This window comes from Pedobacter sp. SYP-B3415 (genome assembly GCF_004138205.1).
Classification (GTDB): domain Bacteria; phylum Bacteroidota; class Bacteroidia; order Sphingobacteriales; family Sphingobacteriaceae; genus Pedobacter.
Map to the genome: position 1 here is coordinate 38,261 of NZ_RXNQ01000036.1, position 15,117 is coordinate 53,377.

Below are 15,117 nucleotides of genomic sequence, written 5' to 3' on the forward strand. Positions count from 1 at the left end.
TTAAAAGCCTAAAGTTAAATTAAATAAGAAGCTGCGCGTTGTAGGTGCACTGGCGTTTTCATAACCTGTGGCATTCGTTGCCGTATTGTATACCGATTCCGGGTCTACGCCGTTAAGGTGACTTTTGATCATCCAAACGTTGTTACATGAAACCCCGATACGTGCAGCCCGGATTGGCGCATTACCAAGCAGTTTTGCAGGCAGAGCGTAGGTCAACTCGACATTACGAAGACGGATGTTCGACGCGTCATACACGTTTGCCTCGATGATACCCAGGTTACCTGTTCCTGCAACCTGACCCCAATACAACTGAGGAGAGACGCTCCGTGTGTTTTGGACATACTGGTTGGTCGCTGTATTCAGCACAACTCCGTCAACAAGAATATTTTCCCTCAAACCGTTTGGCGCTGTAACAGCAGCTGTTCCGGCCCTTTGCAAACCGACGTTCGTGGCTGAGAAAATTTCACCGCCAAAACGCGCATCAACCAGGAAGGAAAGTCCTATTCCTTTGTACGAGAATGAGTTCGTTACGCCCAACAACCCGTAAGCTTGCTGGTCTCCTAACTTCACACTTCCGCTATTGTCCCTTTGAGGCAGACCAGTATCCGTAAGAACCAATTTACCAAAATGTGGGCTGGAGGCATCCTTTACCCGCAGAAACTGGCTTCCCCAGATTTCGCCGTAACTGCCTCGCTCCACTGCACGTACGTTCAGGTCGTCATAATTTCCGAGGCCATACACCTTTACGTCCTGATAGAGTTCGGTAATTGTATTATTGTTATGCGAGAAGTTGGCTGACAGATTCCAGTTGAATGAGTTAGGGTTCTCGAAAATACGTGCATCAGCCACGATCTCATATCCCTGGTTTTGAATGTTACCTGCATTAACCTTGCGGAATGAGTAGCCACTCAATGGATCCAAAGGAAGATCTAAAAGCTGATTTGTTGCATTTTTCCGGTACCATGCAAAGTCGAGTCCAACCCGGCTTTTAAATAATCGTACTTCTGCACCGACTTCCCACGCCGCAATAAGTTCATTTTTCACGTTGATATCATACAGTGTACCGTTTCTTGAAGCGGTGGTGTTGCCATTTGGATCTTTTCCGATATTGTAGGTGTTTAATAATTGATACGGACCCAAGTCGTTACCTACACTTGCAACAGATGCTCTGAGCTTACCATAACTTAACCATGAGGGTAAAGTACCGCCGTTTTTAGTTACCATTTCAGTAACGATATAAGACAAACTCAAAGCCGGGTAAGAGAACGAGCGGTTTTCCGGACTCAGGGTCGAGCTCCAGTCATTCCGCAGTGTCCCGTCAATATAGATATAACCGTCATAGTTAACCTGTACCGAGCCATAGACCGAATTAATCCGTCTGCTTGAAAAAGATTGTGCAACCGTCGGATTATTTTTACCGTTATTCAGGAAAAAGAGGTCTCTGGCATTTAATTCACCTGACGCACTGCTCAGGCCGCTGCCCTTCTGATTCATAAGGTTGCCGCCCAGCGTTACGGCGCCGCCAAACTTACCAAATAGATTATCTTTTGAAGCCGAGATTAACGTGCTGAAGTTGGTTTCTGTAAAGGTGTCCTTTCCCACGTTATATCGTCCGGTTGTAGTTAGCGGACTTCCGCCAAAAAGTTTCCCTTCAGAATTGGTGGTATATATGTCAGCTCCACCCTTGATTTCAGCATTCAACCAGTCAGTAAACTGATATCTCAATGAGCCGTTCATCAGGAAACGATCACGGATGTCCTGGTTTGTATTATAACGCTGGGTCCAGTAAGGGTTAAGCGGACCGGGGTCACCATACCAGATCATATTTCTTGTCACCGGGTCAATCGCTGAAGAGAACTCAGTAATATCAAGCGATCTTGGAAACAAAAATGTTCCGTAGAAAGGGTTGTCTGTACGGTTACCAGCAATCGGGCGGTTGGTAGCATTCGCATTGCTGTATTGAATTTTGGTGTCGGTAGACCAGCGCTCGTTTTTACCGAATTTTGTAGTCGCGCGTGCCAGGAGATTAGTCCTGTTATATTTGACACCCGGAATCATACTCTTGTCATCAAGCCGGTTGAAAGAAGTGTAAACTGTGGTTCTGTCGAATGCTTGCGAGAACGCTACGCTTTGGTTTGACGAAATACCCTGATTCAGAAAGTTTTCGATATTATCATATGCCGTCAGTGCAACCTTGCGACCATCCCAATTGTCTACCGTCTGGCCTTCTATGCGTGGTCCCCAACTTAATGTCGAGCGGTTATCGAAGATGTTGTTAGTGCCCTGTCCATATGTATTCTGCAATTCAGGTTTCATAAAGATGTCCTGTACGCCAAATGAGGAAGAAACTGTTATGCCAAGACCCTTCTGCGCTGATCCGGTTTTCGTGGTGATTAAGATTACACCATTTCCTGCACGGGTCCCATACAGGGCAGCTGCAGACGGACCTTTCAGGACCGAAATAGTCGCAATATCTTCCGCGTTGATATCTGACAGCCCGTTCCCCATATCTTGTGTCGGATTCCAGAAATCGTTATTCACTGCACCTGTAAAGTTATTAATAGGCGTACCGTCGACAACGATCAATGGTTGGTTGCTGCCTGTTAAAGAGTTGTTACCGCGTAAGATAATTTTCGAAGACCCTGCAGGTCCATTGCTTGACCTGGCTACCTGTAATCCGGCCACCTTGCCTGATAGCGCATTGGTAAGATTGGGCTCGCGGGCTTCAACAAGTGTAGAACCTTTGATTTCCTGAACCGCATAGCCAAGTGATTTTTTTTCACGCTTTATACCGAGCGCTGTAACAACGACCTCAGAAAGCTCATTGCTCGCAGTTTGCATGGTCACATTTATGGTGGCGGAGCTGCCAACGGTTACCTCCCGCGAAGTATATCCGATATAGCTGATTACCAGCACATCCCCTGTCCTTGCGCTGATACTGAAATTACCATTAGCGTCGGTATTGGTGCCCGTTCCGCGGCCTTTTACCGCAATGTTTGCTGCCGGGATGCCCTGCCCCTGCTCATCCGTTACCTTCCCGGTGAGCGTCCGGCTGTCTTGCGCAAGCAAGTTCAGGCTCCAAAATAAGGCGACCACACATAGTCCCATTATTTTTAGTAGGTGTTTAGTCATAATTGATTTGTTTAGTTAGTGTTGCGATAGTTTACTCCTGATTCTCGTTTATTTTGGTTTAATTAAATTCACAGTTTTCGATAACGAGGTTTGCCGCACCAACCAGCTCTGCGTTTTCCGCTATGGCAGAAACAGATACCTGTGTTTGTTCAGCGAGCCTTGGAATACAAAATTCATTAATAGCCTGATGAATGGGCGGCAGAAATATCTTACCTGCAACCGCACCGCGCCCGCTTAAAATGATCTTTCTTGGATTCAGAATGTGGATCAGCGTGGAAATTCCCTTGCCCAATAAAAAGGCGGCATCAGAAAGGATGGAAACCGCCAGAGGGTCGCCCGCCCGGGCAGCCTCCAGGAAATGGTCGCCGTCAGACTTCTCACCATTTCCAAAAAGTTCCTGAAGTTTCGATTCAGCCCCCTCCGCAAGTTTAGCCCTTGCATTGTGAACCATAACCAGCAGTGAGGTTTCAACTTCCAGGCAGCCCCGCTTGCCGCAGGAACAGAGATTATTGCTGTCTGACAATGGTATATGGCTGAACTCGCCCGCAAAGCCCGTCGACCCCCTGAAGATACTTCCGTTCAGGATCATGCCCAAACCAGTTCCCCAGCCAATGTTCACAACAAGAATATCGCTTTCGTTCCGGCCAGCACCAAAATTGAATTCTGCCAGCGCGATAAGTGAAGAGTCATTGTCGATCATAACCGGCAGCCCCAGCATCATCTCCAGATAATCTCTTAACCCCTGAGCTGTACCCGTTGGGAAAAACGAATAATTGACACCCTTTTCGATATCTACAAAACCAGGCATACCAATCCCGATTCCCAGTATTTCTTCAGGAACAATTCCCGATGCCTTGATCCCCCTATCTATAAAATGATGAAGCTCGTTAAGGCTTTCATCATTGCCGGCTAGGTTTATCTCTGCCGTTTGCTCCGGAAACTTTACTGTATTAAATAAATCGTATATAACCAGCCTGCTTAACATCTGATCAATGGCAACGGCCACGATATACCGGTTCTTTTCGGGATTGAGAAAAAATTTAACAGGTCTGCGGCCTCCGCTTGATGGCGCCAGCCCTTTGTCTATGACATAACCTTCAGAGACAAGTTCATTAACAGCAGAGGTGATTAAGGGCAGACTTTTGCCGGTAAGCTTACTAAGCTCATTCAGCGACAGGGACTCATGATGATACAGATGAACAATAAGCTCTCGCTTGAGCTGTCTATTTTTTTCGATAATAACTGACATGTTCGTTTGGTTAAAACAAACATAACTATAATATTATCAAACTTACAAGAACTTATTAAAAAAAATATAAAGATCAGGGAACATAAAAATTATTGATCAATACATCCGCTGTCTTTTTATGAGATAGGCCTCCAGGACTGGATAGTACCCCTTCTCAACATCTGCGTCGACAAGGTCTATCCGGTACTGCGCGCATTTTAATTCAAGCTGGTGTAACCAGCCAGCCATCTGATCCCGGTAAAATTTACGGACTTTCCCCGCATTTACTCTGGTGCGCTCCCCGGTTTCAAGATCATGAAATTCGTAAGGACGATCATCGAAGCCAAAATCGACTTCGTGTTTTCGGTCCATTACATTAAAAACTACCACTTCGTGTCTGTTAAATTTCAGGTGCTGAAGCGCACTAAAGAAAGCATCCTGAGCGCTCGCATCGCGCACGGTGTTGAGCAGATCACTGAAAATGATAACCAGAGAGCGTTTATGTATAGACTCTGAAATTTGGTGCAGCGCTGTTGACAATTGAGTCTTCAGCGCCCCGGCAGGGTGTTCGAGCAGTTTCTCCAGTTCGTTGAATAACATCTTCTGATGCTGAACAGTGGAGCGGGCGGGTGTATGTAAAGCAAGTTGCTCGCTGAAACAACTCAAGCCGAACGCATCACGCTGACGCCTGAGCAGATAGATAAGTGATGCAATAGCCTGAACCGAGAAACGCAGTTTATTTTCCTTTCCCTCCGGGAAATACATGGAAGACGAGATATCGAGAACAAACTGGCAGCGCAGGTTCGTTTCTTCCTCATACCGCTTACTAAACAGTTTTCCGGTACGGGCGTATAACTTCCAGTCTATATTCTTTATGTTATCTCCCGGATTGTAAAGCCGGTGTTCTGCAAATTCTACTGAAAAACCGTGAAAAGGGCTTTTGTGCAACCCGGTTATAAAACCTTCTACGACCTGCCGCGCAAGTAACTCAAGATTAGAATAATTTGCATGTTCAGTATGCAGCCCGTTGTTGTCCATAACTAAAGGTAAAAAAAGCCAGAGCCTTATAAAATGAAAGGTCACAAAAAACCCGGCCTCTCTGAAAGAGGCCGGGCATATGTATTGTGACTGCGATAACGTATTAAACGTTAAACAAGTTGTTTGTTAAGCTTGTCTGCAAGGATCGATTTAGGCACTGCTCCGATTTGTTTGTCGACAACCTGACCGTCTTTGAAGTATAAAAGTGCGGGAATATTCCTGATTCCAAACTGGGTAGAGATCTGCGGATTGTTATCAACATTAACTTTACCTACGATCGCTTTCCCGTCATATTCTTTCGAAATTTCTTCAACAACAGGCCCAACCATACGGCAAGGTCCGCACCATTCAGCCCAAAAATCGACCAATACCGGTTTATCTGATTTTAATACAACTTCCTCGAAGTTCGCATCTGTTATTTCTAAAGCCATAATCTAACTGTTTTTATTTCAAATATAGTATTCAATTGTAATGCCAGCCGCAGCAATATGTCAATATGACATTAGTTCAATGTATAATCTGCAAGTAACTTAACCTTTTCAAGGAACTCATTGTTTGGATTAACACGCAAAGACTTTGAAGGCAGCTCGACTTTAACGCCTTTTTCGGCATCAAAGACGGCAAAACTCAGTTTACAGTTCTGCTGGTCTGTATTCCTGGTGTTATCCGCAATTAGTACTTCGACCTGCTGCATGAGCTCTTCGGTTAGCCGGTCTATTGAGATCTGCAGGGTGATTGACTTCGCCAGCTTATCACGCAGATCAGACAAGAGATTCATCGAAGTTACCTTGAACTCCCAGTCGCCGGCTTTACCAAAACGTTCGGTCATACGGCCCCTGATCTGCAGAAAGTATCCTTCGGTAAGAAAGGACTTAAATTTTATAAAATCCTCACCAAATAAAGCCAGTTCGGCACTGTCATTATAGTCTTCAAACATAAAAGTTCCAAACGGCTTCCCTGTCTTGGTTACACGCTGCGAGGCTGATGCCACCAGGCCGCCAACACAAAGCTCGCGGTTACGGATCTTTTCAAATTCAGCCAGCACCTCCTCGTTGGTATCACCCATTTTTACCTTGTTGGCAACTACCAGCTGTCTGACACTGTGTGTACAAAATTTATCAAGCTCAAGGCGATAGTTATCCAGCGGGTGACCGGATAAAAAGATACCGATGGCATCTTTTTCATATTTAAGCCTGTCTATCAGACTCCATTCATTTGCTACAGGCAATGGCGGCTCAAGAATCATATCCGCTTTTGATCCCCCAAAAAGGGAAGCCTGCGATGTGCTCTCATTATTGATAAAGTCGTTCGCGTATTTGATCAGCTTCTCAATACCGTTCATTTTGTCGTTCGGGCCAAGATGAAAGTATTGGGCGCGGTGAAAACCAAAAGCGTCAAATGCGCCGCTGTACACAAAACTTTCGTAGGCTTTTTTGTTTACAATGCGTGTGTTGGAACGTTTGGCAAAATCATAAATGGACGCATAGTTCCCCTTGATCTGCCGTTCTTCTATAATGCTTTCAACCGCCTTTTCTCCTACTCCCTTTACGCCAGACAGACCGAAGCGAACTTCGCCCTGCGGGTTAACAGAAAATTTGATATCAGACTCATTCACATCCGGACCAAGAACCTTTACACCCATCTGTTTGCACTCTTCCATAAAAAAGGCAACCTGTTTAATGTCGCTCATGTTATTGGAAAGTACCGCAGCCATGTATTCAGCCGGATAATGTGCTTTCAGATAAGCAGTCTGATAAGCGATCCATGCGTAGCAGGTGGAGTGAGACTTGTTGAACGCGTAAGATGCGAACGCTTCCCAGTCTTTCCAGATCTTTTCAAGCGTAGCTGGGGCATGTCCTTTTTCTGCGGCCTGCGAGACAAACTTCGGTTTCATCTTATCCAGAACGTCTTTTTGTTTTTTACCCATAGCCTTCCGCAAAACGTCAGCCTCACCTTTTGTAAAACCGGCAAGTTTTTGCGACAAGAGCATCACCTGCTCCTGGTAAACGGTAATGCCGTAGGTTTCTTTCAGGTACTCTTCGCAGGCATCCAGGTCATAGCTGATCTCCTCTTCACCATTCTTCCGGCGTACGAAACTGGGAATATACTCCATGGGCCCCGGCCGGTATAAGGCGTTCATGGCGATAAGGTCATCAAAAACGGTCGGCTTCAGCTCTTTCATGTATTTCTGCATGCCGGGCGACTCATACTGGAAAATACCGATGGTTTCGCCCCGCTGGAAAAGCTCGTACGTCTTCACGTCATCAATCGGAAAACTATCGGGATCCAGGTCAATGTTGAACCGCTGTTTGACAAGCTTAACGGTATCCTTGATCAGGGTGAGGGTTTTCAAACCCAAAAAGTCCATTTTGAGCAGACCGGCACTCTCAACGACCGAGTTATCAAACTGCGTAACAAACAGGTCAGAGTCCTTCGCCGTAGATACCGGGACAAAGTTGGTGATGTCATCTGGCGTAATGATCACCCCACAGGCATGTATACCGGTATTGCGCACCGAGCCCTCGAGAACTTTTGCCTGTTGAATGGTTTCGCCGCCCAGATTGCCCGAACCTGCAAGGTTTTTTAGTTCCACAACCCGTTCGTACTCATCAGGCCGAAGCGATTCCTTTAACGCCTTCTCTTCAAGATTGAAGATCTTCGCAAGCTTCATGTTGGGAATGAGCTTGGCAATTTTATCAGCCTCAAACAGCGGCAGATCAAGTACCCGTGCCGTGTCGCGGATAGATGACTTGGCAGCCATGGTACCGTAGGTAATGATCTGTGCCACCTGGTTTGAACCATATTTTCTGATTACATAGTCCATTACCCGGCCACGCCCTTCATCATCAAAGTCGATATCAATATCGGGCATGGATACCCTGTCAGGATTCAGGAAACGTTCGAAAAGCAGGTCATACTTAATTGGATCAATATTGGTGATACCCAGACAATAAGCTACGGCAGAACCCGCAGCCGACCCGCGGCCCGGTCCGACCGAAACATCAAGTTTCCGGGCTTCTGCAATAAAATCCTGAACAATCAAAAAGTACCCGGGGTAACCTGTTTTCTCAATGGTCTGCAGCTCAAAATCAAGGCGTTCGGCGATAGAGGGCGTAATTTCGGGGTATCTGCGTTTCGCCCCTTCATAGGTGAGGTAACGGAGATATTTGTTTTCACCGCGCTTGCCGCCGTCATGCTCATCTTCCGCAACCAGGAATTCTTCCGGGATACCAAATTTTGGAAGAAGTACCTCACGTGCCAGCTTATAGATTTCAATTTTATCGATTACTTCCTGGATATTGACAATTGCTTCCGGGGTATCGGCAAAGATTTTTTTCATTTCTTCTGCCGATTTGAAATAGTACTCCTGGTTGGGCAGACCATAACGGTAACCCCGGCCCCGGCCAATTGGTGTGGCCTGTTTTTCCCCATCCTTTACACAAAGCAAAATGTCATGCGCATTGGCATCTTTTTTCTGGAGATAATAGGTATTATTGGTTGCGACAAGTTTGACTGCATGCTTTTTAGCCAGGTTAACAAGCACCGCATTTACACGATCTTCATCTTCCTGTCCATGCCGCATCAGCTCAATATAAAAGTCAGCCCCAAACTGCGATTTCCACCATAACAGTGCATCTTCCGCCTGTTTTTCACCCATGTTGAGCACCTTGTTCGGCACCTCACCATACAAGTTTCCTGATAGTACGATCAAGTCCTCCTTGTATTGCTCCACAACATTCCTGTCTATTCGCGGAACGTAATAAAAGCCCTTTGTGTACGCCACAGACGACATTTTAGCCAGGTTGTGATAGCCCTTTTTATTCTTAGCCAGGAAAACGACCTGAAACCCATCATCTTTGCGCGTTTTGTCCAGGTGATTATCGCAGACGTAAAACTGACAACCAACAATTGGCTTAAGAATGACTTCGGTGGCCGCTTCTCCACGCTCAATGGCCTCTTTGTTCTTAGCTTCCGCTGCCTTGTTATGGTTCAGGGCGTGGCTTACGAAATGGAAAGCACCCATCATATTCGCATTGTCGGTCATGGCAACGGCCGGCATTTTCTGTGCTACAGCTGCCTTCACAAGATCAGGAACACTGATAGTAGACTGCAGAACCGAAAACTGAGTGTGGTTATGCAAGTGTACAAAGGCAGCTTCCTGCAGGGTTTCTGCGCTTACAGCCGGTGCTGTCGTAATTGTACCACCCGCTTCTGCTGCCTGTTTGCGTCGTAAAGCCTCTGAGGCAGCTTTCAGGTTGACCGCCTTCAAGCCTATCGGTTTGATTACATCCGGATTGTGTTCCCTGAACGCCTGGATGTAATTTGTATCCGTAAGAAGCTCGTCAGGTTTGAAAACACCCTTTTTTATCAGCTCAAGAAAACAACGTGTCGTTGCCTCAACATCGGCTGTGGCATTGTGAGCTTCGGCAAACGGTTCACCAAACAGGTACTGGTGCAGTTCGGTCAAGTTTGGCAGCTTGAACCTGCCGCCCCGTCCGCCGGGAAGTTTGAGCAGTTCTGCCGTCGTTTCCGTACAGGTATCGAGTACAGGCATATCCTGCATGAGGTTTTCCGCTCCCGCGCGGTAAAACTCGCAGCCCATGATATTGATATCAAAGTTCAGATTCTGACCTACCAGAAATTTTGCTTTCTGCAAAGCAGCCGAAAATTTTTCCAGTACATCAGCTAGCGGAATTCCTTCGGCTTCGGCAAGTTCTGTGGATATACCGTGGATACGTTCAGCATCATAGGGAATATTGAAACCATCAGGCCTGACCAGATAATCCTGGTGCTCGACCAGCCTGCCCATCTCATCGTGCAGCTGCCAGGCAATCTGGATACACCGGGGCCAATTGTCCGTATCGGTTACAGGCGCGTTCCAGTTACGCGGCAAACCCGTCGTCTCGGTATCAAAAATAAGGTACATAGGCTATTTACAGAACCCGCAAAAGAAAGTGATGCGGTTTTCCAAAAGTACGGAATATGCTGCGTGGCTTTGTCAGTAAATTATCAACAGAATCATAGTCCATGGACAACGCCCGTGCGTACAGCCAGTGCCTAGGAGCTAAACCCTTGCGAAGCCAGTTTCCGCGTATCATAGCCCCGCTGTTTGCAGCGCGCTACGATTTGCTGCAGCAGGTCCCGGTCGAGCGAAGGCTGGCGGCTCAGGATTGAAAGGTGTTTGTTTCGGGGGTGCCCGATAACCACATAACTGTAATCATCGGCCCGCTCAATGATCCAGTAGTCTGTTGTGAGCGGCCAGAAAAAAGTCGATTTCAGGCGGGCATTGTTGCTTCCCCGAATAATCCTTAATTTACTGCGCAGGTATTTTCGCTGCGTTTCCCCCTGCACCTGGTAGGTCGAAAATACCGCGTAATATCCATCCGGATGAATGACATGTGTATGCACCGTACGGCGCCAGTGCGAGTCAAAAAAAGAAGGAATTGAATACAGTGTGTACCATCTGCCGGCAAAAGCTACAACATCCACACGCTCAACAGGTGCATTTTCCATTAAAAGGTCTTGGTTACAGAATTTTCAGGTTCAGAAACAAAACGATATTGTCAGCTATAAAGTTTTAAAAAGCATTTTTTTAAGCAAGGCCGAATGTATACCTTAGGCAGGAATCAAATGATAATCGATCACCATAAAATTAGCTGATATGAAAGTAACCGTTGTGGGTGCCGGAGCGGTCGGCGCAACATGCGCAGACAACATTGCAAGAAAAGAACTTGCAGAAGAAGTGGTCCTGCTCGACATTAAGGAAGGTTTCGCAGAGGGCAAATCGATAGATATGATGCAGACAGCTACGCTCCTCGGTTTCGACACAAAAATTACCGGTGTAACCGGCGACTACAGTAAAACCGCCGGATCAGGCGTGGTTGTAATTACTTCGGGACTGCCGCGTAAGCCAGGTATGACCCGCGAGGAATTAATCGGGATCAATGCCGGCATTGTAAAAGGCGTTGCCGAAAACATACTGAAATACTCACCTGATGCGATTTTTATCGTGATCAGCAACCCAATGGATACCATGACCTACCTGGCGCTGAAATCTCTGGGCCTGCCGAAAAACAGGATTATCGGCATGGGCGGAACGCTTGACAGTTCCCGTTTCAAATACTACCTGAGCCAGGCACTGAGCTGTAACCCGAACGATCTGCAAGGCTTCGTGATCGGTGGACACGGGGACACAACAATGATCCCGCTGACACGGTTTGCTACTTACCAGGGCCTCCCTGTCAGTGAATTACTTGATGAGGAGACCTTGCAGAAAGTTGCAGCAGACACGATGGTTGGCGGCGCAACGCTTACAGGGCTGATCGGTACTTCTGCATGGTACGCGCCGGGTGCAGCAGGCGCCGCATTAGTCGAAGCAATTGTACGCGACGAGAAAAAACTGTTTACCTGCTGTGTAGCGCTTGAAGGTGAATACGGCCAGTCTGACATCTGCCTTGGCGTACCTGTAATTATCGGCAGGAATGGCTGGGAACTGATCGTCGATTTTCCTTTGAACGATACTGAACAAGCCGCCCTTAACAAGAGTGCTGATGCTGTGCGCGGTATGAACAAGGTGCTGGCAGAGATGAACCTGATCTGATTGCATGCGGACGTCGGCACCCCTTAAAATTCTTAATCTCGAAGATGGCTTCCACCTGCTGGTGGAAGTTTTCGTTTTAGGCAAAACACATTTTGTAGTTGTCGACACAGGTGCTTCACGCACCGTTTTTGACAGCACATTCCTTGCAGGCCAGCTTGATACAGCGACTGCAGACGAGATAAGTGCAACGACGCTTTTCAGCACAACCGCAACAAGGCAGGCCACAGTCCCGCTACTTAAAATAGGAAAACTCAAAATAACCAACTGCCCGGTTATCGCGCTGGATCTTCAATCAGTCATAGACACTTATGTTCAGTTTGGCTTCCCGGCTATTGTGGCGGTACTTGGAGGCGATATCCTTACAAAATACCAGGCAATTATCAATTATCCTAAGCTCAGGCTGTCGTTACAGCTGCCGGGAAATGCCGGCGGCCCCGGTGTTAATTTTGGGACTGAAACTGATACCGCGCTACACTTTTAATAATTATCATAATTGCCTAACTTCAGTTAACCAAAACAACTGTTATGAAGGCTCTAAAAATTATTGTGGCGATTCTCGCCGTACTGGCGATTATCTTTTTTCTCGGCGGACTTCTGCTTCCCTCAACTTACAGTGTAAGCCGCAGCGCTGAAATAAAAGCGGCAGATAGCGTCGTATATCAGAACATTGCCAACTTTAACAATTTCAGGCAATGGAATCCCTGGGCAAAAATGGAACCGACGGCAAAGGTTACCGTATCCGGTGAAACCGCCAGACCCGGCCACACCTATGCCTGGGAGGGAAAAGAAACCGGCAGCGGGGAGATGAAGATTACGGAAGTTACACCGAACAAAGTAACCAACATCCACCTCAGGTTTATCAAACCCTTTGAAAATGAATCAGACACGCGTTTTGATCTCACACCGGCAGGATCAGGCACCAGGGTTACATGGACCATGTCTGGTGAGTGTTCGGGAACAGCAAGCAAGTGGATGTCCCTGATGATGGACGGCATGATTGGTAAAGACTTTGAAAGCGGACTTCAGTCGCTCAAAGAAAAATCAGAATCGGTTAAACTGTAGCATGCTGCGCCACAGTCGGATTAAAAGAAAAGGTTGCCTCCTAGCGGTGGCAACCTTTCTTATTTTATGATTCAAACGGCTATGCGTCGATCTTTGCGTATTTAGCGTTTCTCTCGATAAATTCACGGCGCGGTGCTACTTCATCGCCCATCAGCATTGAGAAGGTATGATCGCATTCTGCAGCGCTTTCAATAGTGGCCTGCATCAGCGTACGGGTCGCCGGATTCAGGGTGGTTTCCCAAAGCTGTTCTGCGTTCATCTCACCAAGACCTTTGTAACGCTGTACGTGTACACTGTCTTCTTTGCCTGCACCTTTAAGACGCTGAATGGCAGCATCACGCTGGTCATCATTCCAGCAGTACTCCTGCTCCTTACCTTTTTTAACCAGGTAAAGCGGTGGCGAAGCGATGTATACGTAACCGGCTTCGATGAGCTGTTTCATATAACGGAAGAAGAAGGTCAGGATCAGCGTCGTGATGTGCGAGCCATCGATATCCGCATCCGTCATGATAATGATCTTATGATAACGAAGTTTGTCTAAGTTCAGCGCCTTATCATCTTCAGGTGTACCTATACTTACACCAAGCGCGGTAAACATATTTTTGATCTCATCATTTTCATAGATCTTATGTTCCATCGCTTTCTCCACATTCAGAATCTTTCCTTTAAGCGGAAGAATGGCCTGTACATTACGGTCACGCCCCTGCTTGGCGGTACCACCCGCTGAATCACCTTCGACCAGAAAAATTTCGCAACGCTCAGGATCGCTGTCAGAACAGTCAGCAAGTTTTCCCGGAAGGCCCGAACCACCCATCACGCTTTTGCGTTGAACCATTTCACGCGCTTTCCTTGCAGCGGCACGTGCAGTGGCGGCCAGAACAACCTTCTGTACGATCATCTTGGCTTCTTTAGGGTTCTCTTCCAGATAGGCACCAAGCGCTTCACCAACCGCCACGTCTACAGCACCCATCACTTCAGAGTTGCCAAGTTTGGTTTTGGTCTGTCCCTCAAACTGCGGTTCTGCTACTTTAACAGATACAACAGCGGTAAGCCCTTCGCGGAAGTCATCGCCGGTGATCTCGATTTTAAGGTTCTTTAAAAGCCCTGACTTGTCTGCATAGGTTTTTAATGTACGCGTTAAACCGCGGCGGAAACCTGCGATATGCGTACCCCCTTCATGCGTATTGATGTTGTTCACATACGAGTGAACGTTTTCGCTATAGCTGTCGTTGTATTGAAGCGCAAGCTCAACAGGAATTCCCTGACGCATGCCCTCTACATAGATCGGCTCAGGAATGATCGGAACCCTCGTGCCGTCCAGGAATTTAACAAATTCGCGCAGACCGCCCTCAGAGAAAAACGTCTCAGAAAGAAACGCACCCTCTTCGGTTTTTTCACGTTCATCTGTCAGCGTAAGCCTGATACCTTTGTTCAAAAACGCCAGCTCCCGCAGACGCGCTGCAAGTGTGTCATATTTGTATTCAGTTGTCTGGGTAAAGATTTCTGCATCCGGCTGAAAAGTCTGAATGGTACCGGTACGGTCAGATACGCCAATTTCCTTTACGTCAAACAGCGGTTTCCCGCGCTCATATTCCTGGGTAAATATCTTTCCCTCGCGGTGAACAACTGTCTTTACATGTGTAGATAATGCATTCACACAACTTACACCCACACCGTGCAAACCGCCGGAAACCTTGTAGGTGTCTTTATCGAACTTACCACCCGCGTGTAACACCGTCATAACGATCTCGAGGGCCGATTTGCCTTCTTTTTTGTTAATGCCGGTAGGTATACCGCGTCCGTTATCTTCTACAGTAATTGAATTGCCTTCATGAATGGTAACCAGAATGTCGGTACAGTAGCCGGCAAGGGCTTCATCGATCGAGTTGTCTACCACCTCATAAACCAGGTGGTGCAGACCCTTCACTCCGGTATCGCCTATATACATCGAAGGGCGCTTTCGCACCGCTTCCAAACCTTCCAGAACCTGGATATTATCTGCCGAATATGTTGACATCGGATCTTTTTCTTCGCTCATAAATGTGTATAAACAATA

General features: G+C 47.0%; 10 protein-coding genes. 3 read left to right on the forward strand and 7 right to left on the reverse strand.

Annotated features, from left to right (window positions below; translation table 11 throughout):
* The 6 genes from EJV45_RS17505 to EJV45_RS17530 form a co-directional block, all read right to left on the reverse strand.
* The gene (locus EJV45_RS17505) at positions 1-3,132 is read right to left on the reverse strand and encodes a SusC/RagA family TonB-linked outer membrane protein (RefSeq protein WP_129717801.1); all 3,132 of its coding nucleotides are present in this window, start codon (positions 3,130-3,132) and stop codon (positions 1-3) included.
* Positions 3,133-3,190: 58 nt separating this feature from the next.
* Positions 3,191-4,381 carry an ROK family transcriptional regulator gene (locus EJV45_RS17510; protein WP_129717802.1) on the reverse strand — a complete coding sequence of 397 codons (1,191 nt, stop codon included), beginning with the start codon at positions 4,379-4,381 and terminating at the stop codon, positions 3,191-3,193.
* 96 nt (positions 4,382-4,477) lie between these two features.
* Positions 4,478-5,398 carry a DUF58 domain-containing protein gene (locus tag EJV45_RS17515; RefSeq protein ID WP_129717804.1) on the reverse strand — a complete coding sequence of 307 codons (921 nt, stop codon included), beginning with the start codon at positions 5,396-5,398 and terminating at the stop codon, positions 4,478-4,480.
* A gap of 110 nt (positions 5,399-5,508) precedes the next feature.
* A complete protein-coding gene (gene trxA, locus EJV45_RS17520; RefSeq protein WP_129717806.1) occupies positions 5,509-5,829 on the reverse strand; it encodes a thioredoxin in 321 nt (106 codons plus the stop codon).
* A 71-nt stretch (positions 5,830-5,900) separates the two neighbouring features.
* The gene (gene dnaE, locus EJV45_RS17525; protein WP_129717808.1) at positions 5,901-10,325 is read right to left on the reverse strand and encodes a DNA polymerase III subunit alpha; all 4,425 of its coding nucleotides are present in this window, start codon (positions 10,323-10,325) and stop codon (positions 5,901-5,903) included.
* Positions 10,326-10,456: 131 nt separating this feature from the next.
* Positions 10,457-10,912, reverse strand: a complete 456-nt coding sequence (locus EJV45_RS17530; protein ID WP_129717810.1) for a lipocalin family protein — start codon at positions 10,910-10,912, stop codon at positions 10,457-10,459.
* A 148-nt stretch (positions 10,913-11,060) separates the two neighbouring features.
* Here EJV45_RS17530 and mdh point away from each other — a divergent pair, with 148 nt between their 5' ends.
* Genes mdh through EJV45_RS17545 form a run of 3 tightly spaced genes read left to right on the forward strand, consistent with a single transcriptional unit; the run spans position 11,061 to position 13,061 of the window.
* Entirely contained in the window at positions 11,061-11,999 is a 939-nt protein-coding gene (mdh, locus tag EJV45_RS17535; protein WP_129717812.1) for a malate dehydrogenase, read from the forward strand.
* A gap of 4 nt (positions 12,000-12,003) precedes the next feature.
* Complete coding sequence (locus EJV45_RS17540) at positions 12,004-12,480, forward strand: aspartyl protease family protein (protein WP_129717813.1); 477 nt, start codon at positions 12,004-12,006, stop codon at positions 12,478-12,480.
* A gap of 44 nt (positions 12,481-12,524) precedes the next feature.
* Positions 12,525-13,061 carry an SRPBCC family protein gene (locus tag EJV45_RS17545; protein ID WP_129717816.1) on the forward strand — a complete coding sequence of 179 codons (537 nt, stop codon included), beginning with the start codon at positions 12,525-12,527 and terminating at the stop codon, positions 13,059-13,061.
* Positions 13,062-13,140: 79 nt separating this feature from the next.
* On the opposite strand, the gene gyrB is transcribed toward EJV45_RS17545, so the two are convergent.
* Complete coding sequence (gene gyrB / locus EJV45_RS17550) at positions 13,141-15,099, reverse strand: DNA topoisomerase (ATP-hydrolyzing) subunit B (protein WP_129717818.1); 1,959 nt, start codon at positions 15,097-15,099, stop codon at positions 13,141-13,143.
* Positions 15,100-15,117: the final 18 nt, after the last annotated feature.

Bases quoted from the DNA above. Each gene is read 5' to 3' on its own strand.
- EJV45_RS17505 (WP_129717801.1), bottom strand. From the start codon at position 3,132: ATGACTAAACACCTACTAAAAATAATGGGACTATGTGTGGTCGCCTTA.
- EJV45_RS17510 (WP_129717802.1), bottom strand. From the start codon at position 4,381: ATGTCAGTTATTATCGAAAAAAATAGACAGCTCAAGCGAGAGCTTATT.
- EJV45_RS17515 (WP_129717804.1), bottom strand. From the start codon at position 5,398: ATGGACAACAACGGGCTGCATACTGAACATGCAAATTATTCTAATCTT.
- trxA (WP_129717806.1), bottom strand. From the start codon at position 5,829: ATGGCTTTAGAAATAACAGATGCGAACTTCGAGGAAGTTGTATTAAAA.
- dnaE (WP_129717808.1), bottom strand. From the start codon at position 10,325: ATGTACCTTATTTTTGATACCGAGACGACGGGTTTGCCGCGTAACTGG.
- EJV45_RS17530 (WP_129717810.1), bottom strand. From the start codon at position 10,912: ATGGAAAATGCACCTGTTGAGCGTGTGGATGTTGTAGCTTTTGCCGGC.
- mdh (WP_129717812.1), top strand. From the start codon at position 11,061: ATGAAAGTAACCGTTGTGGGTGCCGGAGCGGTCGGCGCAACATGCGCA.
- EJV45_RS17540 (WP_129717813.1), top strand. From the start codon at position 12,004: ATGCGGACGTCGGCACCCCTTAAAATTCTTAATCTCGAAGATGGCTTC.
- EJV45_RS17545 (WP_129717816.1), top strand. From the start codon at position 12,525: ATGAAGGCTCTAAAAATTATTGTGGCGATTCTCGCCGTACTGGCGATT.
- gyrB (WP_129717818.1), bottom strand. From the start codon at position 15,099: ATGAGCGAAGAAAAAGATCCGATGTCAACATATTCGGCAGATAATATC.